This is a genomic window from Streptomyces sp. NBC_00344, from assembly GCF_036088315.1.
Taxonomy (GTDB): Bacteria; Actinomycetota; Actinomycetes; order Streptomycetales; family Streptomycetaceae; genus Streptomyces.
Genome location: NZ_CP107996.1, coordinates 6,940,614 through 6,965,821, shown reverse-complemented (window position 1 = coordinate 6,965,821; position 25,208 = coordinate 6,940,614). Strand labels below are relative to the sequence as shown.

Annotated in this window: 24 protein-coding genes and 3 pseudogenes; 16 read left to right on the top strand and 11 right to left on the bottom strand. The window is 67.6% G+C overall.

Features of this window, described 5'->3' with window-relative positions; genetic code table 11:
- Window positions 1-208 precede the first annotated feature (208 nt).
- Entirely contained in the window at window positions 209-1,414 is a 1,206-nt protein-coding gene (locus OHS16_RS31500; RefSeq protein WP_328540645.1) for a bifunctional class I SAM-dependent methyltransferase/NUDIX hydrolase, read from the top strand.
- Between the two features lie 45 nt (window positions 1,415-1,459).
- Here OHS16_RS31500 and OHS16_RS31495 read toward each other — a convergent pair whose 3' ends face one another.
- Together OHS16_RS31495 and OHS16_RS31490 are read right to left on the bottom strand one after the other, a co-directional pair.
- Complete coding sequence (locus tag OHS16_RS31495) at window positions 1,460-1,639, bottom strand: hypothetical protein (RefSeq protein ID WP_328540644.1); 180 nt, start codon at window positions 1,637-1,639, stop codon at window positions 1,460-1,462.
- Between the two features lie 377 nt (window positions 1,640-2,016).
- Complete coding sequence (locus OHS16_RS31490) at window positions 2,017-2,403, bottom strand: DUF4352 domain-containing protein (RefSeq protein WP_328540643.1); 387 nt, start codon at window positions 2,401-2,403, stop codon at window positions 2,017-2,019.
- Window positions 2,404-3,098: 695 nt separating this feature from the next.
- Between OHS16_RS31490 and OHS16_RS31485 the strand changes: the two are divergent.
- From OHS16_RS31485 to OHS16_RS31465, 5 genes and pseudogenes are all read left to right on the top strand, one after another.
- Window positions 3,099-3,230 (top strand): annotated as a pseudogene (locus OHS16_RS31485) (VOC family protein); the annotation flags it as partial.
- 287 nt (window positions 3,231-3,517) lie between these two features.
- On the top strand, window positions 3,518-4,360 hold the full coding sequence (locus tag OHS16_RS31480) for a hypothetical protein (RefSeq protein WP_328540642.1): 843 nt from the start codon (window positions 3,518-3,520) through the stop codon (window positions 4,358-4,360).
- A gap of 489 nt (window positions 4,361-4,849) precedes the next feature.
- A complete protein-coding gene (locus tag OHS16_RS31475; protein WP_328540641.1) occupies window positions 4,850-5,866 on the top strand; it encodes an Lrp/AsnC family transcriptional regulator in 1,017 nt (338 codons plus the stop codon).
- Between the two features lie 576 nt (window positions 5,867-6,442).
- A complete protein-coding gene (locus tag OHS16_RS31470; protein WP_328540640.1) occupies window positions 6,443-7,414 on the top strand; it encodes an ADP-ribosylation family protein in 972 nt (323 codons plus the stop codon).
- A gap of 222 nt (window positions 7,415-7,636) precedes the next feature.
- Window positions 7,637-8,035, top strand: coding sequence for a VOC family protein (locus OHS16_RS31465; RefSeq protein ID WP_328540639.1), 399 nt, complete (start codon window positions 7,637-7,639; stop codon window positions 8,033-8,035).
- Between the two features lie 117 nt (window positions 8,036-8,152).
- Here the strand turns inward: OHS16_RS31465 and OHS16_RS31460 are convergent, their stop codons facing one another.
- Complete coding sequence (locus OHS16_RS31460) at window positions 8,153-8,572, bottom strand: restriction endonuclease (RefSeq protein ID WP_328540638.1); 420 nt, start codon at window positions 8,570-8,572, stop codon at window positions 8,153-8,155.
- Between the two features lie 1,305 nt (window positions 8,573-9,877).
- Between OHS16_RS31460 and OHS16_RS31455 the strand changes: the two genes are divergently transcribed.
- Both OHS16_RS31455 and OHS16_RS31450 read left to right on the top strand, forming a co-directional pair.
- Window positions 9,878-10,702, top strand: coding sequence for an SDR family oxidoreductase (locus OHS16_RS31455; protein ID WP_328540637.1), 825 nt, complete (start codon window positions 9,878-9,880; stop codon window positions 10,700-10,702).
- 434 nt (window positions 10,703-11,136) lie between these two features.
- Entirely contained in the window at window positions 11,137-11,805 is a 669-nt protein-coding gene (locus tag OHS16_RS31450) for a HalD/BesD family halogenase (RefSeq protein ID WP_328540636.1), read from the top strand.
- Window positions 11,806-11,989: 184 nt separating this feature from the next.
- Here OHS16_RS31450 and OHS16_RS31445 read toward each other — a convergent pair whose 3' ends face one another.
- From OHS16_RS31445 to OHS16_RS31435, 3 genes are all read right to left on the bottom strand, one after another.
- Window positions 11,990-12,289: an isochorismatase family protein gene (locus OHS16_RS31445; RefSeq protein WP_443042721.1), complete on the bottom strand. Its 300-nt coding sequence runs from the start codon at window positions 12,287-12,289 to the stop codon at window positions 11,990-11,992.
- Window positions 12,290-12,522: 233 nt separating this feature from the next.
- A complete protein-coding gene (locus OHS16_RS31440) occupies window positions 12,523-12,684 on the bottom strand; it encodes a hypothetical protein (protein ID WP_328540634.1) in 162 nt (53 codons plus the stop codon).
- A 16-nt stretch (window positions 12,685-12,700) separates the two neighbouring features.
- Window positions 12,701-13,549 carry a LysR family transcriptional regulator gene (locus OHS16_RS31435; protein ID WP_328540633.1) on the bottom strand — a complete coding sequence of 283 codons (849 nt, stop codon included), beginning with the start codon at window positions 13,547-13,549 and terminating at the stop codon, window positions 12,701-12,703.
- 95 nt (window positions 13,550-13,644) lie between these two features.
- Between OHS16_RS31435 and OHS16_RS31430 the strand changes: the two genes are divergently transcribed.
- The 4 genes and pseudogenes from OHS16_RS31430 (at window position 13,645) to OHS16_RS31415 (ending at window position 16,415) form a co-directional block, all read left to right on the top strand.
- Entirely contained in the window at window positions 13,645-14,376 is a 732-nt protein-coding gene (locus OHS16_RS31430) for an SDR family oxidoreductase (protein ID WP_328540632.1), read from the top strand.
- A gap of 690 nt (window positions 14,377-15,066) precedes the next feature.
- A pseudogene (locus OHS16_RS31425) lies at window positions 15,067-15,243 on the top strand (transcriptional regulator); the annotation flags it as partial.
- A 59-nt stretch (window positions 15,244-15,302) separates the two neighbouring features.
- Complete coding sequence (locus OHS16_RS31420) at window positions 15,303-15,440, top strand: hypothetical protein (RefSeq protein WP_328541065.1); 138 nt, start codon at window positions 15,303-15,305, stop codon at window positions 15,438-15,440.
- Window positions 15,441-15,674: 234 nt separating this feature from the next.
- Entirely contained in the window at window positions 15,675-16,415 is a 741-nt protein-coding gene (locus OHS16_RS31415) for a class I SAM-dependent methyltransferase (RefSeq protein WP_328540631.1), read from the top strand.
- 96 nt (window positions 16,416-16,511) lie between these two features.
- Here the strand turns inward: OHS16_RS31415 and OHS16_RS31410 are convergent, their stop codons facing one another.
- On the bottom strand, window positions 16,512-17,525 hold the full coding sequence (locus tag OHS16_RS31410; RefSeq protein ID WP_328540630.1) for a YdcF family protein: 1,014 nt from the start codon (window positions 17,523-17,525) through the stop codon (window positions 16,512-16,514).
- 715 nt (window positions 17,526-18,240) lie between these two features.
- On the bottom strand, window positions 18,241-19,107 hold the full coding sequence (locus tag OHS16_RS31405) for an RNA polymerase sigma factor SigF (RefSeq protein WP_328540629.1): 867 nt from the start codon (window positions 19,105-19,107) through the stop codon (window positions 18,241-18,243).
- A 543-nt stretch (window positions 19,108-19,650) separates the two neighbouring features.
- On the opposite strand from OHS16_RS31405, the gene OHS16_RS31400 reads away from it, so the two are divergent.
- Together OHS16_RS31400 and OHS16_RS31395 are read left to right on the top strand one after the other, a co-directional pair.
- Window positions 19,651-19,824, top strand: a complete 174-nt coding sequence (locus OHS16_RS31400) for a CsbD family protein (protein ID WP_328540628.1) — start codon at window positions 19,651-19,653, stop codon at window positions 19,822-19,824.
- Window positions 19,825-20,258: 434 nt separating this feature from the next.
- Window positions 20,259-20,567, top strand: a pseudogene (locus OHS16_RS31395) ((2Fe-2S)-binding protein); the annotation flags it as partial.
- A gap of 259 nt (window positions 20,568-20,826) precedes the next feature.
- Here the strand turns inward: OHS16_RS31395 and OHS16_RS31390 are convergent.
- The 3 genes from OHS16_RS31390 to OHS16_RS31380 all read right to left on the bottom strand — a co-directional run bounded on the left by OHS16_RS31390 (window position 20,827) and on the right by OHS16_RS31380 (window position 23,517).
- Window positions 20,827-21,705: an RNA polymerase sigma factor SigF gene (locus tag OHS16_RS31390; protein WP_443042813.1), complete on the bottom strand. Its 879-nt coding sequence runs from the start codon at window positions 21,703-21,705 to the stop codon at window positions 20,827-20,829.
- Between the two features lie 662 nt (window positions 21,706-22,367).
- The gene (locus OHS16_RS31385; protein ID WP_328541055.1) at window positions 22,368-22,802 is read right to left on the bottom strand and encodes a DUF2267 domain-containing protein; all 435 of its coding nucleotides are present in this window, start codon (window positions 22,800-22,802) and stop codon (window positions 22,368-22,370) included.
- 280 nt (window positions 22,803-23,082) lie between these two features.
- The gene (locus OHS16_RS31380; RefSeq protein WP_328540627.1) at window positions 23,083-23,517 is read right to left on the bottom strand and encodes an Hsp20/alpha crystallin family protein; all 435 of its coding nucleotides are present in this window, start codon (window positions 23,515-23,517) and stop codon (window positions 23,083-23,085) included.
- A 126-nt stretch (window positions 23,518-23,643) separates the two neighbouring features.
- Between OHS16_RS31380 and OHS16_RS31375 the strand changes: the two genes are divergently transcribed.
- Window positions 23,644-24,291 carry a type III effector protein gene (locus tag OHS16_RS31375; RefSeq protein ID WP_328540626.1) on the top strand — a complete coding sequence of 216 codons (648 nt, stop codon included), beginning with the start codon at window positions 23,644-23,646 and terminating at the stop codon, window positions 24,289-24,291.
- Between the two features lie 502 nt (window positions 24,292-24,793).
- Complete coding sequence (locus tag OHS16_RS31370; RefSeq protein WP_328540625.1) at window positions 24,794-24,997, top strand: cold-shock protein; 204 nt, start codon at window positions 24,794-24,796, stop codon at window positions 24,995-24,997.
- Window positions 24,998-25,208: the final 211 nt, after the last annotated feature.

The following is a 25,208-nucleotide window of genomic DNA, read 5'->3' as shown; positions in this document are numbered from 1 at the left end:
CTTCGGCTCACATTGTTGGATCTGTTATGTGGCCATCGCGGGGAGTCAGAGGTACGCGACATCGGATGGTTGATGTAGCGCAAATCCGTTGGCCGCTCGGCGGATGCGCGCCTGCGGAGCCGAGCGGGCCCGCAGCAGCCACCTCCTCCAGTACCTCGTCACCCGCCTCGGCTGAACCACATGCCCCCATTCCGCCCCAGGAGGTCCCGTGCCCATCGAGGACATCAACACACAAGCTTGGACCGTCTACGGCCAGCGCCAGCTCACACGCGCCTACACCCCGCCCGTCCCCCAGCAGATGAACTGGGCACCCTGGGAGGGTGTTGGCCCGGGGATCGAGATCCTCGGCGATATCGCCGGCCGGCGGGTCCTGGACATCGGTTCCGGAGCCGGACATCACGCCGTACACCTCGCGCAGGACCATGGTGCGCACGTGACAGGGATCGAGCTGTCGCCCACACAGCACGAGCGCGCCACCTCTACCCACGCGCACGTAGCCGGCGCGGAGTTCGTCGAGGGCGACGTGGTCGACTACCTCGCAAGCACCGAACCCTTCGATGCCGCGTACGCCATCGGCACCCTGGCCTTCCTCGACCCGCACCGTGTCCTGCCCGCCCTCCACGCCGGCCTGCGCTCCGGAGCGCCGCTGATCCTCTCCCTCCTGCACACCGACCTGCACGACCGCGGCCCGTCCACAACGGTCGAACCGCGCGAGCAGATGATTCTGCTCCGGGACGACCCGCCCCTCCCCACCCAGATGTGGGTCCTGGCACCACACCTATGGGACGGCCTCCTCACCGAGTACGGCTTCCGCGTCGAGGCCATCGACCTGCTGCACCATCCCGACCAGAGCGCGCCCGTCGTGCAGCAGCTGATCCGTGCCCGCCGCCTGCCCGCACGGCCCACGCGCCTCTCCAGCCGCCCCCGCACGACGCGCCCGCCCGTGCCGCACGCCGCCATCGGCGTAGGCGCCATCGTCCTGAGCGAGCAGGGCGTACTGCTTGGCCGCCACCACCGCGGCACACTCGAACTTCCGGGCGGCACCGTCGAACCAGGCGAGTGCCTTGAGCAGACCGTGGTCCGCGAACTCGCCGAGGAGACCGGGCTGCACGCCCGGCTCGAAGACGTCACGCTCCTGGGCACGCTCGTCGATCATGTCGAAGACATCGTGCGCCTCACCGTCGGCGCTCTGGTCAACGTCTGGCAGGGGAAGCCGTCCACCCAGCCGGACGAGACGGTCGGCGACTGGGCCTGGTACCCGCTCGACCAGCTCCCCGACGGCCTATTCGTGTGCAGCGCCCAGATCCTCACCGCCTGGCGACCGAATCTGCCCATCGACCACACCCCGGCACACTTCACGCCCTACGCGTACAGCACACCTGCGGCAGCGACTGTGGCGGACGGCAACGCATGACCTCCGTCAGGCCAACCTATGGCGGCGGCACCGCGACCTCCGGCACTACTGGACCAGCCAAGCCAGCGACGTGCGCGGCTCCTCGCTCAGCTGGGTAGCCATTCCGCTGGTTGCGGTCATCACATTGCTTCCCACGACCTGGCAGGCCGCCGTCCTCTCGGCCATGCAGCGGACGCCGCCCCTGCTGTTCTCGCTGCCCGCCGACGCCTGGTGTGACCGTGTCACGAAAGGCCTTGATGATAGCCACCAGTCTGCTCTGTGCGGCGGCGATGGGACACATCCCATGACAGCCACACACGGCAGCCATCAGCCCGCCGTCGGTGTGTTCGAAGGCGAGCGAGCGGGTCAGGCCGCTGCTGTGGAGACGCAGGGGGACGACAACGTGGCCGGCGATGGCAGGCTGAGACCACCGGGCAGTGGAGATCCCCCAGGCGCCGACGGTGACGATGATCTCTCGTATATCTTGCCGCTCGGGTCACCGAGGGCGCCGTCGCCGCAGACCACCTCGACCTGGTCGTAGCCGGCGGCGGCCAGGCCGGTGCGGGCGGCGCCGAGTGAGGTCCTCGTCGCGGTCCGGTGGTCACCACCGAACCGCAGGCGGGCTATTTGACAAGTTTCCATTCACCGGTCTGATCGGCGAATCCACTGTCCATGGTGAACTGCATCGTGACGATTCTCGAGTTGCTCGGGACTTGGAAGACCGCCCAGCCCAGCGCCTTCTCCCCCTTCGAAAGCTTGACGCCGGAATCCAGCGTAGGTCCGGCCGCCAGCTCCGCTCCGATCCACGTGTCGAAATGCTGGCCCTGACTGTCGGCGACCTGCATGCCGTTCGTAGGGCTGTCGGAGTATTCGGCACTGCCGGTGTTCTTCAACTCAACTTGCGCTGCGACCCACTTCTTGCCGGGCGACGGCTTGTTGAACTCGTCGGCGCCGACGGCAGGCGCTCGCCACTGCCTCAGAGTGACGGTGATCTTCTCGTTGTCCTTCATACCGTGGAGAGTGAGCGTGTCGCCGATCTTCACCTTGCCTGAACCGGGGGCTGTGGCGTGCGGAGCCGGTTGGTGGGCGGCGGCGGGAGCGCCGCTCCCGCCGACAAATACCGCCCCAGACAGCACAGCGGCCGCGGGGAGTACTGCGAGTCGGTAGCGCATGGCGGCCTCCGCAGACCGGGGTCGGTGCCCGAGTAACCCAATTGGACCACCGCTGTCCAGAGAGCGCACGGTGAAACCGCGACGGCCGCTAGAAGCCCGCGTCCGCGCCGCCTGGGGGACGGATGGTCCTGCTTTGCCGGTGCCTCAGCTGACACCGCCGCAACGGCCCGCTGGCGAGCCGTGAACGCCCCCCCACCTCGTGGCACTCGTTCGGCCGGAGCCCAATGCGAACGCGGCTACGTCGTCGAACGCCCCGAGACCTACGGCATGAACAATTTTAAGGCCTCAAAGGCTGCTCAGAGGGGACCCGCGGGATCAAGCATGGCGGCTGTGCTTCCAAACCTTGGCCCTGCTGGCCACGAGCCGGTTGGTTGGAAATCAGCAAAGTACTACCGGCCGGGCGGGACCCGGTTGGACGTAGATGCGCGCGACGGCCTCACCGGCATAGGCAGGGAAGACGGTAAGCACGCCATGGCCGCGAGCATGCGACGCCAGGGCCGTCATGACGGCAGCGCCTAAGGCTTGAAACCGAGCTGCCAGTGGCCGGCGTCCAGCTGAACCACACTGCCGTCTACGCAAGCGACCGGCACCTGCCTGCCGAGTTCCTCGCCGCGCTCATGGGCTTGAAGGTCGGCGCCCCGTTCGGGCCGTTCCTGCCCCTCGAATGCGACCACCAGAACGAGGAGCGGCGGTCAGCCTGGACCACAAGCGAGCAGCCCGCACATGGGACGAGTCGATCACCGCCCTCGACCGGTCGAGCTGCTTGGCCGCCCGGAGTCTGGCCAGCAGCACGAGGAATTGAGGAACGCTACCTGCACGCACCCTCTTACAGATCCCACGGTGCCGAGGCCTAGTGCGGACCTGCCCTGATGCCCGAACGCACCCTGTCGGCCCGGCGCTGCCTACGGCGTTGCGCACGGGCGAGGGAGCGGAGGCCGTCTAGTCTCGGCCTGTGGGACAGCCCGAGAAGCGCGCCGACGGCGCGGGACCGTTCACCACCCGGCTCACCTGGCACCCGCCCGGCGGCGGCACTGCCATCTGGGAATCCCGGCTCGCCCGGCGCCGCGGACTCATCGCCGTCCACCCGCGCGGAGCGGCCACCGCCCATCACACCAGCGCCGACACCACCGCCGTCGCTCGCTTGCGCAGCCTCAACGCGATCGCCGCCACCGCCTTCATCATCGGCGGGGCACTCTTCGCGGCCGGCGCCGCCGTCGCCCAGTTCGGCTCCGGCGACGCCACCACCTGCGCGTCGATCTACTTCGCCGGCGGCCTGTTCTTCAACATCGGCGGGTACGTGTCCCTGCTCCAGGTCATCAACGCCCCGCGCCCCGTGTCAGGGGGCGAAGGCGCCCTGGTCACCCGGCGCTGGCGGTGGTGGAGCTACGAGCCGAAACACGTCGACTGGCTGAGCGCGTTCGTCCTGTTCGCCGGCACCCTGGTGTTCGCCGTCAACCTGCTGGACTCCTTCCTGCAAGGCCTGACCGCCCAGCAGATCAACCGACTGGTCTGGTCTCCCGACGTGATCGGCTGCGTGCTCTTCCTCATCTCCGGCCACCTCGCGTTCGTCGAGATCTGCCACGGGCGGCCGTGCATCCGACAACGCAGCCTCGGCTGGTGGATCGTCGCCGTGAACCAGTCCGGCTCCGTCCTGTTCCTGGTCTCGGCATTCGCCGCCTACACCCGCCCTGCCACCGGCAGCCTGATCAACGCCGACATCGCCAACTGGGGCACCCTCACCGGCGCCCTCTGCTTCTCACTCGGCGGCATCCTCCAGCACGCCGAACACCCCTGACCTGGCGCCGTGACGAACAGGTCCGAGGCCGGTTCCTCTATCACCGAGGTTCCGCCGGCCATGATCACGCAGCCGCCGTTGGACCCCGGATAGTGCCAGGCGGCGCACGAGGTGCCGCCGCTGGCGACGCGTACTTTTTCCCGTTGCTTGAACGCGGGCACTTGGGCCTCCGTGGTGGATCCGTCGTTCTCGAGGTGCTGTGAAAAACGGGGGCCTGCAGCGTCGTCGCACCGCAGGCCCCCATCGCCGGACCGCCGGCTGCCGCACTGGACGTGCCGGCGGTCAGGCGGTCAGGCGGTCAGGCGGTCAGGCGGTCAGGCGGTCAGGCTGGGAAACCAGATGCGCGGGTCGAGGATCATCGATTGCTCCTTCCGTAGCTCGGGTCCGCCGACGTTCGTCAGGGACGGGCGGAGTGGATGACATCCATGCTTGGGGCCTTGTCCCCGGATCGGCTGCCACAGGGCGACGGAATGGGCGAAACTTGTCTTCATGGCGCGCACATCGGCGGATCCCGTACTGAACCTCATGGATCAGCGGCTGGTGGCCGCGTTGCAGTGGGACGGTCGCCTCACCGCGGAGCGGGCGGCGCACGTGCTGGGACTCAGCCCCGCCACCGTGCGCCGCCGCCTGCACGCACTCGGAGCAGACGGCACCATGCGTGTAGTGATCTCACCAGTCGCGCGACCGCGCAACGGAGGATCGGCCGGGGCCCTGTTCCTGCGCATCCGGGTCCTGCGGGGAAAGCTCGACACGATCGTGGCCGCGCTCGCCGCACGCGAGGACATCCCCTTCATCGACGTCACCACATCGGGCGACGAGATCTTCGCCGTCGCCCGCACCGAACCGGGCTCACGTGACCCGTTGGTCTTCCGCCAGCTGCCCTCCACTCAGGCGGTGACGTCCCTGGAGAGCGCCACGATCCTGCACGTCTTCCGGCTCACCTCCGAGTGGCGCCACCAGGTACTGACCGCGCCCGAACGCGCGGCGCTGAGCTCCGGTGGGCGGGCCCCCGGGCCGACCGCTTCCGGTGCCCCGGGCCCGTACGGCGTCGACACCGATGTTCTGGAACAGTCCCTCGTCGACGCCCTCACGCCCGACGCGCGCCTGACCGCCGCGGCCCTGGCCGCGCGCACCGGCCACCCGGAGAGCACGGTGCGCCGGCGCCTCACCCAACTGGCCGCCCAGGGCCGTCTGATCACTCAGGTCCTGGTCGATCCACGCCGCCTCGGGCTGGCGATCGAGGCCAAACTCCTGCTGCACGTGGCCCCCGACCATCTGGCCGCCGCCGGGCAGGCGCTGGCCGACCACCCCTCGGTGCACGGCGCGTTCGCGACATCGGGGCCCTCGAACCTGCACGCGGCTGCGTACTTCCGGGACCTGACGGCCCTCTACGGCTTCCTCTCCCGCGACCTGGTCGGCCTGGGCATCACCCACGTCGAGACGTCCATCGTCAGCCGAGCCGCGAAACGCACTCCTGTGCCCGTCCAACCCGTCCCATCGAGGTAAGGGCACCGCCGTGAGGTCGACTGCTCCGACCCCACCCGGACGTCTCCTACAACGGCTTCGGCCGCACCAAGTCCCGCGCCGATGGGCTGGTCTGGGCCGCAGCGGCAGACCGTCGTCCGCCGTCGGGTGTCCGTGCAGCGGGCCACAGTGCAACGTCGGCGCGTCCGTCCAGCAGGCGGTCGCGCTGGTCGTCGGCGGTGCTCACGGCCCGGGCCGGAGCCGCGGGCGGAGTGGCGGCCGGTTACAGCTGCCGTGCTGCCTGGCGAGGACGGCATGCGGGACGGTGGCGGCATCCGGACTTCTTGACCTGCAGCGCACCAGCCAAGCACGGAAGGCGGCCGGGTCCACTGTGATGCGCAGGTCGACCCCGTCGAGGAGGAGCTTGTCGCCGGTACGACTTACGCAAGTGAGCGTCCACGGCCTTCGCCGCAGGACGATCCCAGGTACGAACGACCCGCTGCCTGGCCGGCGACTCCGTTCCGTGCGTGACCAGCCTGCCGGCCGGCGGCATCAACTGCTTCGTTACCCTCAACCTGCAGTATCAGTGACATGTGCCCCTGGCCGTGGAGGATGCAAGTGTCGAACGGCCGAGGGTTTGGCGATCGATCGAGGATCGCGGAGCGCATTCAGCGGGACTGGGGCATCGAGTTGCCCGATTCCATCTTCCGGTTCTGGGAGTTCTGCGCCGTTGTGGGGCCGGCCGAGCAGCAGGCTCTGGCGGACATCTCGGTAGGGCCGGCGGGGATCCTGGATCTGTTCGCGGATGATCTGCAACCTCGTGCGGGTCTTGATGTTCGGCTGCACGGCCGCTTCTACCGGGACCCGCCGGAGTTCCTGACATTCATGTACGGCAACTCCGACGGCCTGCACTACGGGTTGTGGACCGACGACGGGCGCACCTGCGACGCAGTCGCGTCGTACTACACCCATGACGGCGGAGGGATCGACAAGCGAGCCGAGACGCCCCTGCAGACGGTCCGTGCCATCCTGGAACGCTGCTGGACCGACGTGGCCGACGACGACCAGGAGGACATGGAGGTGGCTGCGAAGCTGGAGCAACTCGGGTTGCTGCGCCGGGCTCTGGCCGGCTACGAGAGCGAGCACCGCCCTGAGATCGGGATCAGTTACTCCCACCGGTACGACTTCGTCCGCCAGGCCGTCGACAAGAACCGGGTCACGACCCTGGACGATGCCGGCGCCCTCGTGTCCGGCGCGACCGCCCTCGACCGGCCGGCACACAACGCGGCCGACGAGGCCCGCTTCGCCACCTACATGCACAGCGTCTTCGAGGACCCGGTAGCCCTGGAAAGCTGCGCCGCGGAAGCGCGACGTCGCTGCGCTGCGGGAGACCCCGCGGAGGCCCTGGTGCTGGGGCGCGATCTGCACTGGGCGTCGGGCGACGACCCCGTCCGTGAAGCGCTGGCCGCCGAGCTCCTCGGCGCCGCCTACCTCGCCCTCGACCGGCTGTCTCTGGCCGCGACCGCAGCCGCTCATCACCGACATCGGCACCTGTCCAACGTTGAGATTCTGCAGAGGGGCAGCGCCTGAGCCAATCTTCGGATCGCGTCGGGCCGCTCCTCACTGGTGGTGGCATCCAGGCGGGAAGCCCGCATCCCCGCCCGCCGTGACGAACTCGCGAACACCGAGCAGGTGAGCCGACCACCGAGACGACGGTGCCGGCCGTGTCCATGCGCCGGATGTCACAGACAGGTCCTAGCCTCCTCCTCGAGAGACCAACGCCTGTACCCGGAGGGCAGCACCATGGCGTCAATGCCACAGAAGATCACCACTTTCCTCATGTTCGAAGGCAGGGCAGAGGAAGCACTGACCTTCTACACGTCGCTGTTCGAGGACGCCGAGATCGTCGACATCTCCCGCTACGGCGCCAACGGCCCCGGCGCGGCAGGCACAATTGAGCGCGCCACGTTCTCGCTCGCCGGACAGCGGTTCATGTGTATCGACAGCTACGTCAAGCACGACTTCGGGTTCACCCCTGCGGTGTCGCTGTTCGTCGAGTGCGACACCGAGGCCGAGATCGAGCGCCTCTACGGTGCCCTCGCCGAACGGGGCACGGAGCTCATGCCACTGGACTCGTACGGCTTCAGCGCCAAGTTCGGCTGGATCAACGACCGCTTCGGCGTCTCCTGGCAGCTGAATCTTCCCGAGTGACCATGGCTCAGGCTGACACCGTCACCAGCGGTCTTGCCCTGGGCACCTGGGCCGCACAGATGCGATCCCGTCATCGCCACCGGTGGGCCTGGCGAATCGAACCGTGATCGCGCGCTGTCAGTCGTGGTCGGGCTGGAGTCGGCGATTGGTACCGGAGCGGCCGATGTCCAGGTCCAGGAAGGAGGTCAGGGCGGTGCCGCTGTTCCAGAAGCCGAGCAGGTTGACGTCGATGAGCGTCAGGTGCTGGCGGGCGGCGAACTTGCGGGCGGGATCGGTGAAGACGCAGGAGGCGACAAAGATCGGGACGTCGGCGCCGTGTTCGGCGCGGGCGGTGCCGTTGAACGTCTGAATGTCGCGGCTGCCGACCGTCCGATGCCTGGCGTAGCGCTTGCACTGAATGACGATCTTCCGCCCGTCGGGCAGGTACCCAATCACGTCCGCGCCCAGATCACCAGCGCCGCCGACCCGTTTGACGTCGGTACAGCCGTCCCGGCGGCACAACTCCGCGATGTACTCCTCGAACTCCCGGTCGTCCATTGCCCAGACCGCGTCCAATGACCGACGCGCGTGCCGCCGCTCCTCTTCAGCGAGCCGCGCTTTCTCGGCCAGTGCTTCGCGTCGCCCTTGCGCGTACCAGGCCCGTGACGACGACCGCGGCGCCCAAGGCGGCCAATGCCATCAGCAGCGCTGTCCCCATGCTCCCCTGCCTCCACTGTTACGGCGGTATGACGCCTTGTTGCTCCCCATCCGACGGCGGGTCAATGCAGCGAGGTTGGCCAGGTAAGAGCAGCCGGCGTTCCACGGAGTGAATTCGACGCCGAAGCCAATGTGGTGGAGGAGGACGAGGTTCCGGCGGCGTGCACGGTGTCGCCGGTGTGGAACAGATCGGGGGGGCCAACTGGCTTGTCCAGAAATATGACTTAGCTGATGCCCTGACAATCCAATTAAGTCCAGATGGCTGACGGCCCGAGCGCCGCGCTGATACATCGTCGTCCGCGGTGGCGCTTCAGTTGGCCCGGTCGGCCAATTGAAGCGCCAGGAGCCTCTTGCTGGAGCCGAGGTGCCAAGGGAAGGGGTGTAGTTCTTCGGACGAATGGGCTGGGTTGACCCGGCACATCGGCCGGGCCGGTCGGCCGATGGTTTTGGCAGCACGGGGACCGTACATCCGTGCCGGTCGGCGGAGCGGGTTGCGAAGCTGCGCAGGTCGTCGCGGTTCTGTGAGGTGATGCGGTCTGCCTCTCTCGCCGATACCACGCATCCACTCCCTGACTCCCGACAACCCGGTAGCTCCAGGACAACGGCGCGAACGCGCGATCCTTGCCCTGCTGACCCGCCGCGGAAGGGAGCCGACGTCGCGCATGCCATGCCAACGTCTGCGGTCACGCTTCGTCACCCCCAATTATGGGGCAGAGCCGTTGACTGGACAGTCCCCCAGAGGTTGGCCTGCGGAGCCGTCAACTGGGCGTCATGGCGGTGCTGGTCGGGAGCACTGCTGCGGCGAGGCCAGGCCGGCGACCAGGGGTTCCGAGATGACGGAAACAAGTCCGAGAGGTTCGGTGTGAAAGCGGGTCGGTTCACGGCGGGGCGGAGGTCGCGGGCCGCCCAACCAATCACGAGAACCCTCGGCCTGGAGTTCCGACCGGGTCCCCACGAGTGGAATCCCCGGGCGTACTGTCGAAGGTCGGCGAGCGGTGTGGCCAGGCACACGGACGAGTGATCGCCGGGGCCGACCCCGCTCGTGTGACTCGCACGTGGTGTCGGAGCTGCTATCACGGGGGCGAGAACGAAGGCAACGCCGCGATGGACGGCGAAGCAGGCGACAGAATTGATGAGGAACACGTCATGACGCATAAGATCTGGTTCATCACCGGTGCTTCACGGGGTTTCGGGCGCGAGTGGGCGACCGCGGCGCTAGAACGCGGCGACTCGGTGGCTGCGACAGCGCGCGATCTGTCCACGCTGGACGATCTCGTCGCGACCTACGGAGAGCGATTTCTTCCCCTGCGACTTGACGTCACGGACCGAGATGCCGACTTCGCCGCCGTGCGGCAGGCCCACGAGCGCTTCGGGCGCCTCGACGTGGTGGTCAACAACGCGGGCTACGGCCACTTCGGGATGGTGGAGGAGCTCACCGAGGCAGAAGCCCGCGCGCAGTTGGAGACCAATCTCTTCGGGGCACTGTGGGTGACGCAGGCAGCCCTGCCGTTCCTGCGCGAGCAGGGCAGCGGTCACATCCTGCAGGTCTCCTCGATCGGTGGGATCAGTGCCTTCCCGCTGGTCGGCATCTACCACGCGTCGAAGTGGGCGCTTGAGGGGATCAGCCAGTCGCTTGCCCAGGAGGTGGCGGGGTTCGGCATCAAAGTCACGCTGATCGAGCCCGGCGGTTTCGCCACCGACTGGGCCGGTTCCTCATCGCGCACTTCGGCAGAGTTGCCGGTGTACGCCGACTACCACCAGCAGGTCCAGGAGCAGCGCCGCAAGCGTGTCGGCGCTCCTGGTGACCCGCAGGCGTCCGCCGCCGCCGTGTTGAAGATCGTGGATGCCGACGAGCCGCCGCTGCGGTGCTTCTTCGGTACGGCACCGCTTGGCATCGCGAAGGCCGACTACGAACAACGCATTGCGACGTGGGAGAGGTGGCAGCCGGTGGCGGAGTCGGCGCAGGCCTGAGCCCACGGTCTGCTGCGGGCCGCCGGTCGGCCAGGGGCGAGACACCCGCAGTCGCTTTCACGTCTCCACGCCCGCGGCCGGCCCGCCGGGGCCTGTTTATCGGCACCGACCGATCCGACCGTGCCGGCAGCTTGGCGGCCCCGGACCGGATCGCTCAGCGGCGCATTGAGTGCCGCATGAGCAGGGCCCGGACTTCCCCGGACCACCTCCACGCCAGCGGGGCCCTGCATGCCCCAAAACCGGCGACCGGCGAACAACTGCCCCCGAGCCCCTGACAACAAGAAGGCCAGGAGCCGGCAGACGGCCGCTGGCCACGCCCGACCTGCAGCGGTCGCCCCGCCACCACGTCCCACCTCGCGGTCCTGAGCCCGGCGGCGGCAAGCTGGCGACCCCCTGCGTTTCACACCGGTGGTGAAGCGGGTAACGCTGTGCCCGTGCTCACACTGCCCTCACACCCCGTACCGCTACGCATCCGCTTCGCAGAGACCGGCTACCTGCCGCTCCCCGGCCTCCTCACGAGCCGAGGGCTGCAGACGCTGCGCGAGGAGACAGACCGGCTCGAGGCCGCAGCAACCCGCCGCGACTTCCGCATGGAATGCATGGACGACAGCCCCCGGCACATGACCACCCTGGGCGGCCACCACATCGCCCAGGAGTCCACACTCATCAGCACCCTGTACCGCGACACCGCACTCCTCGCGCTCCTGGCCGCCGTCCACGGCACAGACGTGCTGCCTGTGGAGGAGGAGGTGGAACGGCACGTGCTGAACATCCTCCACAACCCGGGCGACACCCACGGGGCCCATACCGACGACTACCCCCTGGCCCTGGTCCTCTTCATCGCGGCGCCACCAGAGACCGCCGACGGCGGTCTGCTCGAGTTCAACCCCGGCCACCAGGATCTGACCGCACTGGACGAGCCCGGAACACGGCAGATCCACCACCAAGCGGGGGACGCCTACCTGCTGCGCAGCGACCTCACGGCCCACCGCGTCACACCCCTGAACCGCCCTGGCTCCCGCCGGACCGTCCTGAACTTCGCCTACACCACCGAAGACCACCAGGCGCCGGCCACCGACTCCGCACACCGTCTGTACACCTGACAACGGACGCGGGCCGACAGCGCACTGCCCCCGATCGACAACCTTGGCCGGCCGCGGCCGACAGGCCTCGGATGAGCCGGACCGCAACGTCCCGGTGGTGATGCACGACAAACTGCCAGCGCGGGTCGCAGGAAGACACCGGCCCCGGACCGGACCGGGGCCGGTGCTGCTGGGAGCTACTGCGCTACCGGTGCCTCCCGGATACAGCGATACCGGCCTGGCGGAAGTCGTCCACGGCCGCGGCCGTCGTGTCCGGTGCGACACGGACCGAGTAGTCCAGACGTACGCGGGCGCGGAAGCCGGCCTTCACGGCGTCCAGCGCCGTGGCGCGCACACAGTGGTCCGTCGCGATGCCCACCACGTCGACGTCCTCCACCCCCCGCTCGCGCAGCCAGTCCACCAGATCGGCGATCTTGGTGGCAATCCGGGCGCCTCCCGCCACGGGGACACTGCCTCCCTCGCAGAAGTCTTTCTGCACATCCACGACGATCAAGCTTCAGGATGAACGGCGGGTTCTGCCACTCGTCCTCTGCCTCCGCCTCGTCGTCAGCCTCTCGGCCGGCTGCCGCCTCGTCGTCGGAGGCCTCGCCCGGTTCCGCGCCGCCGCCCCCGGTGAGCGCGTCGACCTGGGCCGTCAGCTGTGCGAGCTTCGCCTTGCGGTCTTCGATGTCCTCGAACTTGCCGACCGGCACGTCGAGCCGTGGGGTCTTGTCCGGTTCATCGGGCATCGCGGACCGCCTTTCGCTCCTCGTACGCCGCGACGGCGCGCTTGGTGATGGCGTGCTCCTCGTCCTTCATCTGCGCGCCGATGTGCGCCATCAGCCTCTCCGCGTACCAGGGGCGCAGGCCGATCTGCGCGACGGGCATGCCGGTGGCCATCAGCAGGGCCGTGCCCTTAGAGACGTGTCGCAGTCCGGACAAAGTCGGCGACGGCTCTGGACCGGCTGTGCGGGGGCCAGGCGATGACGGTGGTGACTTTCGGCGCGTCCAGCACGGGCACGGCGGCGAGGTCACTGTGCAGTTGGGCTCGGCACGACTCCGGTGAGACCGCGCAGGCCCGGCCGAGCGCGACGAGCTGCAGCAACTGTGCGTGGTCGCGGACCTGCGGGCCGGGGCCGGGCGGGTAGGTGCCGTCGGGGTCGGGCCAGCGTGGCAGAGGCAGGCCCGGCAGGCCGGTGATGTCGGCCATGAGTACATGGGCGCGGACGGTGAGCGGATGCCCGGCCGGCAGGACCACCACCTGGCTCTCCGTGCTGAGCTCTTCGGTGTGGAACCCGGCTGTCGAGTCGAACGGCCGGTGCAGCAACGCCACGTCGGCCCGGCCCTCGCGCAGGAGTCGTTCCTGCTCGGCCGGGCCGCACAGGATGACATCGACGGGGACTGCGCCGGGTTCGGCGGCGTACGCGTCGAGCGGTTTCGCCAGCAGTTCACGGGACGCGCTGGCTTTCGTCACCAGGACCAGGCCGGGACCGCCGGTCGCGGAAAGGGCGGCGCGGCGGGTCCGGCGCTCGGCGGCGTCGACTGCAGCGAGGGCCGCCCGGCCCTCGACCAACAGCACTGAGCCGGCCTCGGTCAGCGTGACGGTACGGCTGGTCCGATCCAGCAGCGCTGCCCCGAGTCGGCGTTCGAGTTGCTGGATGGCCCGTGACAAGGGCGGCTGCGCGATCCCGAGTCGCTGCGCTGCGCGCCCGAAGTGCAGCTCCTCGGCGACGGCGACGAAATACCGCAGTTCCCGGGTCTCCATGAAGCCACGCTACCCCAGTTCAATACCCTGTCGGTATCGTTGACCATCCGATCGGTCTTGGACCCCCGGCGGGGTCCGAGGGCAGCATGGCCCCTATGAGCGAACGAACGATTGCGCTGGTCACCGGTGCGAACAAGGGAATTGGCTACGAGATCGCCGTGGGCCTGGGCGCCCTCGGCTGGAGCGTTGGTGTCGGTGCCCGAAACGATCGGCGCCGTGAGGCAGCGGTGGAGCAACTGCGCGCGGTCGGCGTCGACGCGTTCGGCGTACCCCTGGACGTGACCGACGACGCGAGCGTGACCGCCGCCGCGCGGCTGATCGAGGAACAGGCCGGGCGCCTCGACGTGCTCGTCAACAACGCCGGTATCACCGGCGGGATGCCGCAGGAGCCCACCCGGGTCGATCCCGTCACCATCCGGACGGTCGTGGAGACCAACGTGATCGGCGTCATCCGCGTCACCAACGCGATGCTGCCTTTGCTGCGCCGCTCTGCCTCGCCGCGGATCGTGAACATGTCCAGCAGTGTCGGCTCCCTCACCCGGCAGTCAGGAACCGCCGCTGAGCTGACGACGGGGCCGGTGGCCGTGGCATACGCGCCGTCGAAGACGTTCCTGAATGCCGTCACCCTGCAGTACGCCCGGGAGTTGAGCGGCACGAACATCCTGATCAACATGGGCTGCCCCGGCTACGTCGCGACCGACCTCAACGGCTTCCGCGGCGTGCGCACCCCCGAACAGGGCGCGGCGATCGCCATAAAGCTCGCGACCCTGCCCGACGACGGACCGACCGGCAAGTTCTTCGAAGACGCCGGCGTAGTGCCCTGGTGAAGCGCACGGCGGTCATCACCCGCCGGGGTGAGGCGCCTTCGCTCGCGCGTCTCGAACAGGTCTATCGACACTGATTCGCACATGAATGGCAATTCACCGCGGGTTGCGAGCAGCGTGACCATGGTTCCAACAAGCGTGACCTACGGGATCCGGATCGCAAGGACACCACACCCCCATGGTTCCAACTACCGTGTCACGGCACAGAAGTCAGCGCGTGCCGTCTCGACTGCCTCCGGGTACGCCTGGGGCTTCTCGTGCTCGGCCAGCGCCCGGTAGATGCTGGCGAGGGATGGGGTTCTGTCCCTTGCGCTTGCCGGTGGGGATGATCAGGTCGGGCTGGATCTGCTCGACGGACTCGACGGACTCGCCGCCTGCGCGGCGCCGGACGCTACCTGCACCCCGAGGTGGAGGAGCTGGAGCTGTACGCCGAGATGCTGTTGGATCCGGAGCAGTGCCACATGCTGCTGGTGTTCACCGCCGTGCCCGGTTCCCCGAGCCACGGCAAGCTTCAGCGGGCATGGTTGCAGTCGGATCGGACGTCACCGTACATGCAACCGCCGAAGCCGCCGTCCCGGCGGACTTGTGTGGTCACAGCACTAGCCAGGGACAACTTGTCCGGGGTTAGAACTGCCCTTCATCCGGTCTCCGGTTCGCGCCAAGATCGTCCTGTCGAACAGAGGAGGTCGGACGATGGACCGGGCGTTGCCGGCGGATTTTCTTCGAGCGCGTCGTGCGGCGTTGCAGCCGGAGGATGTCGGGCTTCCCCGCGGGCAGCGGCGCCGCACCGGCGGGCTGCGGCGCGAGGAGGTGGTGGTGCTGGCCGGGATGTCGGTCGACTACTACAGCCGAATCGAGCAGCGAGCAGGGCTACCGTCGGGGGCATCTGCAGCAATGCCTCGCCGACCCGTGACAGCACGATGGCGGGCATGTCCGAGAGGAGGGCGACGATCCGCGTCATCGTGGGACCGATGAGCGCGGCGACGGTCTTCCCTAGATTGATCTTCACGGGCGATGACCGGGACGGTGTTGCCGCCCGCAGAGGCCAGCAGCTCGCCCGCCGGTAGCGCACGCTGTTCGTGCTCCCCCGCCGGACGAGCTGCTGCAGCTTCCGCCCCTCGTAGTCGGCGCTCCTGGGACTTGAACTCGTGCTGCCACCAAGCCTCCTGACGCTGGATCGGGTCGATCGAACCCACCCAATCGCATCGGCAGCCAGACAGGACACCCGTGAACCGGTGAACCTTCCCGGTCGCAGCACAATCGTGTTGACCGCCCCCGGCAGGCAGTGCTTGAGTCGGCGCGTGGACAGCATTTCTGCCAACCGGCGGTTCTGGAACCAGATCAGCGGCGCCTACCAGCACGAGCACGACCCGCAGATCGGCGCAACGCCCCGGCTGTGGGGCACGTACGCCATCCCCGACGCGCACCTGCACGCCCTGGGCGACATCACCGGCAAGCGCGTACTCGAACTCGGCTGCGGCGCCGGCCAGTGGTCCAGGGCGCTCGCCGCTGAGGGCGCCACCGTGGTCGGGCTCGACCTGTCCGAAGCTCAGCTCGCCGCGGCAGCTCGCGCGATGGGAGCGGCCCGCTACCCGCTGGTGCAAGGCGCCGCCGAACACCTCCCGTTCGCCTCCTACAGCTTCGACCTGGTGTTCTGTGACTACGGCGGGCTTAGCTGGGCGCCCCCGCACCTGGCTGTCCCGCAGGCCGCACGCATCCTGCGCCGCGGTGGGCGCCTGGTGTTCAACGTCGCCAGCCCATGGTTCGAAGCCTGCTACGACGAAGCCGCCAGCCGCGTAACCACGACGCTGCACCAGGACTACTTCGGGCTGGACACCATCGCCGAAGGCCAGGGCGCGGTCAGCTATCAGCTCACCTACGGCGACTGGATCAAGGTCCTGCGCGGCGCAGGTCTCGTCATCGACGACCTCATCGAGCCGCGGCCCGAACCCGGAACAGCCAACGGCTACAACCAAACCGACCCGCCTGACTGGGCACACCGCTGGCCAGCAGAAATGCTCTGGGTAACCCACAAACCGTAGCGCCGACGCACCGAGACGTGAGGGTATCCCCTCCCCGGTTGGCCCCAGAAGGGGTCCTCGAAGTTGACGTTTTCGCGATGCGTAAGGCGGGCGAGGTCATGTAAGGGGCCTGAGCCACCACACGAGGAAACCACCGAGCAGGAGGATCAGACACACGGCGAGGTTGGTCCGCCGGTAGAGGACAAACAGTGCGACGAACTCACGGATCGTCGCACTGGGCCAGAAGTATGCGGCCGTCGGCGCGCCCACTACGTGCCCCCTTACCCCTGCCCGGCGGGCGGACACGGCAGCGCGAAAGGCGTGGTAGTTGCTGGTGACGATCACGCATCGGTAGTTCGGATTTGCTCTCTCCATGATCGTCGCACTGAAGCAGAGATTCTCGTCGGTGCTCGTCGACCGGTCCTCGCGCTCGATCGCGGCGGCTGGGAATCCACGCTCGACGAGGTAGTCGGCCATGGCGTGCGACTCGGGTATCCCCTCGTCGGGCCCCTGCCCACCGGAGACGAGAAGTACAGGCCGTCGGCCCCGTGCCGCGATGCGCTCGTAAACCTTGCGGCCCCGGTCGAGCCGGCTCGTCAGCAAGGGCGGCGGCGTCGCTCCGCCGACCAAACCCGATCCGAGAACCACCACATAGTCGGCCTTGCGGGTGATGTGCAGCTGTCCGTAGACAAACGCATACACGAGATAACAGAGGAACAAGAAACCGATGTAACTCGACAGTGCGGCAGCCGTCGCCGCCACGACCAGCAGTGTGCGCTGCTGCGTGATCGCCGCTGTGACCAGAAGGGACAGCACGCACACCAGTGCTGTCCCGGAGAGCAGGGACAGCAGATTCCCCGGGCTCGCCCCCTCCTTGCGCACCATGACCACTCCGTTGGCCAGCAGGCAACAGGCAAGCGTGACTACGCCCAGCGCCAGCAGGGCAACCAGTGCTACCGCGACATGCTTCGCGAGGACGGGATGATCCCGGGAAAGCTCGATCAGCCACGCCGCAAGGGCGAGGACGAGCAGGAGCCCGAACAGAACGGCGTTGCCGATCCGGCGGCGGTCCCCCAGCACCCGGGCGCAGAGCAGGAGGAGGAGCAGTGCCACCGGGGCATAGATCAGCATGCCCACAGGGTATGCGGCGTGACTGAGGACCCGGAAATAGGACTGGAAGCCTTCGCGCGCAGGAAGGGATGTGGAGTTTTCTCAGGCGACCGCGGTGACTGGGAGCTACTCGGGCAGGACGACAAGGAACGAGTCGGATTCCAAGTCCATGACCACTTCGGCGGGAATCCCCTCACCACGTCGCTCGGCTGCATAGGCTTCCGCTGGCCATGCGCCACGCGGAGCCCGCGCTGGGAACTTCCGAAGGACGTTTCCACTCATGACCAGAGCCCGACTCGTGGATCTCCAGTACGCCAGTACGGGGCGGGTTCAGGCCGATTCACCTGCCGCCACGTAACCGCCGGCCCGCTGCCCCGGCGGATGGTCCGCAGCAGGCGCTGTCCCTCGTCGTCATCGCTCTCGCGGACGCGTACTCGCCCAGCCACCAGCACAGCTCCCTGACGCGCGCTGACGACGAGTGTCATTCCGTCGGCGTGCCGCCGCCCAGGGCGAACCTTGCCTGATGCGGCACTGGGTCGGCTGAAGTCCGAGCACGAGCCGTGCTCCACACTGCGGCCGCGCCTCAGAGCCGCTCTCGCTCGGGGTTCTCAGCGTCGCGTGAGGGCCGGGTCGCCGGCCGGCGCTCTGTAACGCCACCGCGCTTGTCGTCCTACATCGACGGCGCCGACCGCATGGCAACAGCGCGGTTCACTACAGCGGGGCGGCCTGGGCAAGGTCAGTCTTGGGTGAGAAGACCGTCGCGGAGCCTGGTGATGATGCGGCTGAGTATGCGTGAGACCTGCATCTGGGACACTCCCAGGCTCGCGCCGATCTCGGACTGGGTCATTTCCTGGCCGAAGCGCATCTGCACGATGGCACGCTCGCGCTCGTCCAGGGTCTCCATCAGGGGGGCCAGTGCGTGCAGGTTCTCAACCAGTTCCATACCGGGGTCACAGCTGCCGGTGATATCGGCGTAGGTGCGGCCGGCTGTGCTGGGACCGGCGTCGCTGCCTCCCTCGATGGGCAGGTCGATGGAGCCGGCAGTGTAGCCATTGGAAGCGATGAGGCCTTCGGTGACGTCCTCTTCGCTGATCTCGAGGTACGCGGCCAGTTCGGCGATCGTGGCGTCCCTGCCCAGGGTGGTCGCGAATTCCTCCTTGGCCTTGGCGAGGGTGACACGCAGTTCCTGCAGGCGCCTGGGAACGTGGACGGACCACGTGGTGTCCCGGAAGAATCGCTTGATCTCACCAACAATGTAGGGGATCGCGAAGGTGGTGAACTCGACTTCGCGGGTGAGCTCGAACCGGTCGATGGCCTTGATGAGTCCGATCGTGCCGACCTGGACGATGTCTTCCATCTGGCCGCTGCCGCGGTTGCGGTAGCGGTTGGCCGCGAATTGCACCAGTGACAGATTCATCTCGATCAAGGTGTTGCGCACGTACTGGTATTCCGCCGTACCCTCTTCGAGGACCTGCAGCTGGTCGAAGAACAGCTTGCTGATCGCGCGGGCATCCTTCGGGGCGATCTTCTGCGGATCCGTGACCTCTGGGAGGGTTGCCGGAAGACCGGTCTTTGCCGCCGTGGCCTCTACAGATATCGCCATGGTGATCGTGTTCCTCCAGCTGACAACCGCTACGGATCTGCACGCGCGACGCGCCGTCTACCCGGGCCTCTCCGTCTCACACCTGTACGCCGACAAAGGAGCTTAGCTCTGCGGCCGAGCTTCGGTACCAGTGGCAGGAGCAGAACCCCTCCGCAGTGCTGCCGAGGGGGGCCGGGCCTGGGGTTCCGTCAGAACTGCGCCATCCGGGCGTCTGCTGCCACCCTCGAGCCGCGGGCAAAGGTCGAAGACCGGCGGTGGACGTCCTGGGTGGTTGCGGCATACCAGCGGTACCGGCGGCCGCGTCGTTTACCGTCGGCCCTCGTGGGACGGATCACGAAGCCAAGAAGCCAACGATGAGGGCGATGAGAGCGATGATCACGGTCCACGAGGTGAGCCTGCCCGGCTGGGCGCCCCGAACATCCTGATCCCCATCCCTTACGCAGTTCCTACAGGGCGTGGATTTCGGAGCGCGGTGTTTGGATGCGGCGATGGCGGTGAGGCGGTGGTTGTTCCTGAAGTCGACCACAGCAAGGTGTGAGTGACATGGCTGCCAACGAGAAGACCCAGGCCAAGACCGAGCAGGCCAAGGGCAAGGTCAAGGAAGCCGCCGGCCGCACCGTGGGTAACGAACGTCTCACCGCCGAAGGCCGTGCCGACCAGGCCATGGGCGACGCCCGCCAGGCCAAGGAGAAGACCAAGGACACCTTCAAGCGCTGACCTCAGCGACTCCTGCGGCCGTGCTTTCCCGAGGCCGTGTGATGTGTGTGGCCCGGCACCCGTGCCGGGCCACACCCTTGTCTGCTGGCTGGTAGCCCACCCGCGCCCCAGCCCGAGCGGGCATCAGTGATGCGTCCGCCCCGCTACTCAGGTTCAGACGTTCAGGACAGCGCCATCGTGGGGTCCGCGCTCAAGGGCATCCAGCCCTCCCAGTACCAGGAGAGATACGCCTTGCTGTTCGGGCGCGCCGAACTCACCCAGGCCGCCTGACCAGTCCCCGGCCCGAGAACGTCCGATGTCGTCTGCTGGCGGTGACGGCGTTGAACATGACGGGGCTCCGACGATGACATCGTCGGAGTCCTGCCTGCGGGCTGCTGTCCGCCAGCCCGGGCGCCCTCCTGCTGGAGACGCCGTCACCTCACTGCTGGCTGTAGCGCGAGCACCTGGATTCGACCGGGGCGAGGAAACGCTGCGACGCGGGGGCCTGCGGGGCGTGCACGGTGCTCGTCGACGAGCACAGGCAGAACGCCTGCCTGACCCTCGCGGTCCGGCTGGAGGTGCGCCACGGTCGCCACGATCGAGGGCCTGACCGGCAGCGGCCAACTCCACCCCTGCAAGCAGGCTTTCATCGACGAGAACGCCTTCCAGTGCGGCTACTGCCCCCCTGGCCAGATTGTCTCCGACGTCGGCTGCATCCAGGAAGCCACACTCACTCGCCGGAGGAGGTCCGGGAGTGGATGAGCAGTTACAGGAAGTAGCTTCGGACGCCCCTTTCGGCTGTAGCGTCGGGGTCAGCGAGTCACCGCGGCGCGTGGCTTCGACGGCGCGCGGGCTCGGCACACTGACCGGCAGCACCGGCTCGAGTCGCCTGTCCATGTCGAGACGAGAGGTGTCGGCCCTCTCGACGTCGGTCCCCGCCGGTGTGTCCGCAGCGCCTGCAGGAACTAGCCCTCGGCCTGTACGTGCAGCGGTAATCAACGCCCTCGCCCCGGCGCAGAGAACTCAGTCCTGAGCGAGCATCCCCTTGCGGAGTTTGGTCAGCGTTCGGGTCAGCAGCCGGGAGACGTGCATCTGGGAAAGACCCAGTTCTGCGGCGATCTGGGACTGGGTCATTTCCTGGCCGAAGCGCAGGGTCAGGATGGTGCGGTCTCGTTCGTCGAGCGTGGTCAGGAGGGGGGCGAGTGCCTGGAAGTCCTCGACAAGTTCGATTGCTGGGTCGCACGCGCCGACGACATCGGCCAAGCCCTGTGTACGGCCCGAGGGCCCCTGGTGCTGAAGGTTGTTGTCCTGGGGCAGGTCCAGCGACCCGGCGGTATAGCCGTTGGATGCGATCAGCCCCTCGACGACCTCCTCTTCGCTCAGCTTCAGATGCGCGGCGAGCTCCGCCACTGTCGGCTGGCGGTTCAGGTCAACGGAGAGGGAATCCTGCGCCTTGGCCAGGTCGACGCGCAGCTCCTGCAAGCGGCGCGGGACGTGGACGGACCAGCTGGTGTCGCGGAAGAACCGCTTGATCTCGCCCACGATGTACGGGACCGCGAAGGAGGTGAACTCGACTTCGCGGGACAGGTCGAAGCGGTCGATGGCCTTGATCAGACCGATTGTGCCGACCTGGACGATGTCCTCCATGGCGCCGCTGCCCCGGTTACGGAACCGGGAGGCCGCGAAGTGAACCAGGGAGAGGTTCATCTCGATGAGTGTGTTCCGGGCGTACTGGTACTCGTGCGTGCCTTCTTCAAGTACCTGCAGCCGGTCGAAGAACACCTTGCTCAGGGCCCGCGCATCCTTCGGCGCAACCTTCAACGGGTCTTCGACTGGCGGTAGTTCGCCGATCACAGGGCTTGAGACAACTGAGGAGGCGGTCTCAGCCGGCGGTACGGGCAACGACTCTGCGGTCAGCGAGGACGACACGAAAATCACTCCCTAGACGGCTCGAGGTAGATCGCGCGTGCCCAGCTCGTACGCAGGCGCGCCTACCGCTTTCTATAACCCTCGCGACGCCCGGTTGCCCAGTTCGCGAGTGACTTCCCGATCTTGCTCCCGGTCATACTTGACGTGCATGCCCTCGCCACTTCACCTTCTGGCACCGGCGGCGCTGTGGCAGCTGTCCTTGTCGGCGTGATGTACCGCGGGTGGGCGCAGGAAGTACACGAGAAGCTCCGGCACTTCGACGCCGACTCCCCCAACCAGCCCACGGATGTTCCGTTGCCCTCAAACGAGGCCGACGGTGACGCCCTGTGTGTCTGCGGTGGGTGGGCCGGGTGCTACGAGGGCAAGGATCTGCCTCGCTGCGGCTGGTGCCAGTCGGCTTCGCGGATCCGGCCACGTACAGGACCGTGGTCCAGTAAGAGTCGCCAGTAGCGGTGCTCCCGTCAGCCAGTGACCCTGCTGCCCGAACTCTGCGCGCAACCTGCGAATGTGCGGGTCGAGCTGGAGTCGTGGGTGGTCGACGCGGACAGGGCTCCGACGTCCCCGCCGGAGCCCCCGTACCGTTCAAATCCGCCCCGGACACAGCAGCTGCCGCTACAGGTTCCCGCCCGAAACGGTCATGCTGCCTGAATGAGTTCCGCGCGGCCGAAGAGCAGCGCCCATCCGGAAGGGAGTTGCGCAAGGATACGGTCCATGAGGCCAGGGCCGGCCAGGTGGCCGACGGCGGAGAGGACGGCCCCGGTGTCCCAGCGGGTGGTTGCCGGCGTGCCGCCTGTGCGGGTGGCCAGGTCCTTGACGAAGCCCCAGCCCGTGAGCGGCTGGCTGTCGGGGATCTGGCCGGTGAAGACGAGGGCGGCCTCGACGGGCAGGCAGGCGGCGAGGTCGACGCGTTCGTCACCGGTCAGCTGGCGCCCCAGCGCGGCCAGCACGGCGCGTGTGACGTCCTCGGCATGTTCTCGGGTGGGATACGCGCCTTCATAACGGACTCTTTCCAGCATCTGGTGAAACGTCATGTCCGTCCGGGCGGCGGCCGGTTCACGCAGCGGGAACATAGCGGAGTGATCGCCTTTCTCATTCAAGGGCGTTTTGCTGCCAGGAAGGGTTACTGGCACTCGTGTCTGCCGTCCCGGCTGATGCCGGTTGGGCTGTCGCGCCTGGGCTCGGGTGCGCTGACGGGCGGCCGCAGAGGAGGCCGTAGCCCGGGGGCGTGAGCAGGTTTCGGCGGACGGGTTCCGCACCTGGTGCGCGGAACGGAACGCGGAGGACGGGATCAGAAGGGGACAGGGAGCGATGCCCGTCCTCCGGCGTCGGCGTGGCCGGGGAGCCGGCTTCTCAGACGCCGATCTCCGTGTGCGCGGGTCGCCCGCCGATCGAGATCTTGCGGGGCTTGGCGCGCTCGGCGATCGGGATGCGCAGCGTCAGCACCCCTGCGTCGTAGTCGGCCGTGATGCGCTCGGTGTCCAGGGTGTCGGCCAGCACCAGCTGACGGGAGAAGACACCCAGCGGCCGCTCGGAGAGCTCCATCTGCACGTCGTCCGCCTTCACCGCCGGTCGGCGCTCGGCCTTGACGGTGAGCATGTTGCGTTCGACATCGATATCGATCGCGTCCTTCGCGACACCGGGCAGGTCGAGGGCGATCACGTATTCCTCGCCCTCCCGGTAGGCGTCCATCGGCATCGCCGAGGGCCTGGACCAGGTACCCGTCACGCCCGTCAACTGCTGGGCAAGCCGGTCGAGTTCGCGGAACGGGTCAGTGCGCATCAACATCGCGAAAACACCTCCACAGGTCTGGCAGAAACTGCCAATGCGCTTCGTGTGCCACTGTTGTAACATGTCATCCAGACGATGACAAGTTCAGTGTCACCCAAAGGGCGACAACTGAGAAGAGGCCCCGTGAACGCATCCCAGTCCTCCAGCAACCCCCCTTCCTTCCTCGCAGCCGCGGAAGCGCTGGACGCGATCGACGAAGCCGTCCGCAGCGCCCAGAACGCCCGGCCTCCGGCACGCCCAGAAGGCACTCAGGCCAGTTCGGAGGAGACCCTGGCTGCCCTGCTCATGCTGCGCGAACTCCGCGAGCAACTCGCCGGATGGGAGCCCGGACTCATCGAAGCGGCCCGTGACGCGGGCACCAGCTGGGCCGACCTGGCCCACCCCCTGGGCGTCGCCAGCCGGCAAGCCGCTGAGCGGCGCTATCTCCGCGTACGCCCGGGAGCTCCCGGCAGCACGGGCGAACAACGCGTACAAGCCACCCGCGATGACCGCGCCGCCGACCGCAGCGTCACCGCCTGGGCCCGGGACAACGCCGCTGACCTGCGACAACTCGCCGGCCAGATCACCGCACTCACCGACCTCCCCGCGCCGGCGCACACGCCCCGGGCGAACCTTGCCGAGGCACTCGCGGACGACGACGCCGCCAACCTCATCAAGCCGCTCGCCGACACCCACACGCACCTCGCCGGCCACCCCGACCTCGCCGCACGCATCGACACCATCACCCACAATGCCGACCGGCTTCGCCAGGCCGGCAGGGGCGGCCGCTGAATCAGCAGAGCTCTTCGAGCCCGTACGCACCGAGCCGCTCGGGGAAGCGCACCGGACCTGACGCCGTGCTGGGACGGTGCGCCTCGCACCCCTTCGCCCGTCGAGGACGACTGCCCACCCATCGAAAACCCGGACATCTACTCCGGCCGGAGTAGACATTATCGCCATCGCGGTAGTCGTCTTTTTTCGCGAACGTGATCATACTGTTCTTCTGCAACGTTGCGCTCCGGGAGGATCAATAGCTATGACCGCGACGTGAGGGTTTAGGATGCCATGCTGGGAGTGTTCTTATCGCAACGAACGGATGGAGTTATTTAATGCGTCCATGACGCTTTGGCATGCTACTGTCGACCGCAGTTGTGGTTCCCCAAGCGCCTCCGACGGTACATTCGCCGCTGGAAGCGCTTTTGCATTTCCGGTCACTTTTCGGTCGGGGCACCATCGCGGCGACCCGGTATCCGCAATTTACGGCGCCGGCACACTGCCCCAAAGGAGATACGTCATGGCGTCTGGCACCGTGAAGTGGTTCAACGCAGCCAAGGGCTTCGGTTTCATCGAGCAGGATGGCGGCGGCGCTGACGTCTTCGCCCACTTCTCGAACATCACCGCCCAAGGCTGCCGTGAGCTGCTTGAAGGCCAGGTGGTCACCTTCGATATCGCGCCGAGCCAGAAGGGCCTGACCGCCGAGAACATCATTCCCACCTGATACAGCATTGTGACTGTGGTGCGGCACCTCTGGGGTCATCACGGATTTCAGCTACAAGCTTTTCCCGCACTGGCCTCAGCCACGGGATCACTACTATCCCGGGACCTGCACCATGGATGCGAGCCGCTCCAAAGATACACGCAGCTAATTCTTGATATCTGATCCGCATAACGCCACCCATTTAAGCATCTACATCCGCACCGAATTCACC

Coding starts and splice junctions, on each gene's coding strand:
- OHS16_RS31490 (WP_328540643.1), bottom strand. CDS start 2,403: ATGAAGGACAACGAGAAGATCACCGTCACTCTGAGGCAGTGGCGAGCG.
- OHS16_RS31475 (WP_328540641.1), top strand. CDS start 4,850: ATGGCGCGCACATCGGCGGATCCCGTACTGAACCTCATGGATCAGCGG.
- OHS16_RS31465 (WP_328540639.1), top strand. CDS start 7,637: ATGCCACAGAAGATCACCACTTTCCTCATGTTCGAAGGCAGGGCAGAG.
- OHS16_RS31460 (WP_328540638.1), bottom strand. CDS start 8,572: ATGGACGACCGGGAGTTCGAGGAGTACATCGCGGAGTTGTGCCGCCGG.
- OHS16_RS31455 (WP_328540637.1), top strand. CDS start 9,878: ATGACGCATAAGATCTGGTTCATCACCGGTGCTTCACGGGGTTTCGGG.
- OHS16_RS31440 (WP_328540634.1), bottom strand. CDS start 12,684: ATGGCCACCGGCATGCCCGTCGCGCAGATCGGCCTGCGCCCCTGGTAC.
- OHS16_RS31435 (WP_328540633.1), bottom strand. CDS start 13,549: ATGGAGACCCGGGAACTGCGGTATTTCGTCGCCGTCGCCGAGGAGCTG.
- OHS16_RS31430 (WP_328540632.1), top strand. CDS start 13,645: ATGAGCGAACGAACGATTGCGCTGGTCACCGGTGCGAACAAGGGAATT.
- OHS16_RS31420 (WP_328541065.1), top strand. CDS start 15,303: ATGTCCGAGAGGAGGGCGACGATCCGCGTCATCGTGGGACCGATGAGC.
- OHS16_RS31410 (WP_328540630.1), bottom strand. CDS start 17,525: ATGCTGATCTATGCCCCGGTGGCACTGCTCCTCCTCCTGCTCTGCGCC.
- OHS16_RS31405 (WP_328540629.1), bottom strand. CDS start 19,107: ATGGCGATATCTGTAGAGGCCACGGCGGCAAAGACCGGTCTTCCGGCA.
- OHS16_RS31400 (WP_328540628.1), top strand. CDS start 19,651: ATGGCTGCCAACGAGAAGACCCAGGCCAAGACCGAGCAGGCCAAGGGC.
- OHS16_RS31385 (WP_328541055.1), bottom strand. CDS start 22,802: ATGTTCCCGCTGCGTGAACCGGCCGCCGCCCGGACGGACATGACGTTT.
- OHS16_RS31380 (WP_328540627.1), bottom strand. CDS start 23,517: ATGTTGATGCGCACTGACCCGTTCCGCGAACTCGACCGGCTTGCCCAG.
- OHS16_RS31370 (WP_328540625.1), top strand. CDS start 24,794: ATGGCGTCTGGCACCGTGAAGTGGTTCAACGCAGCCAAGGGCTTCGGT.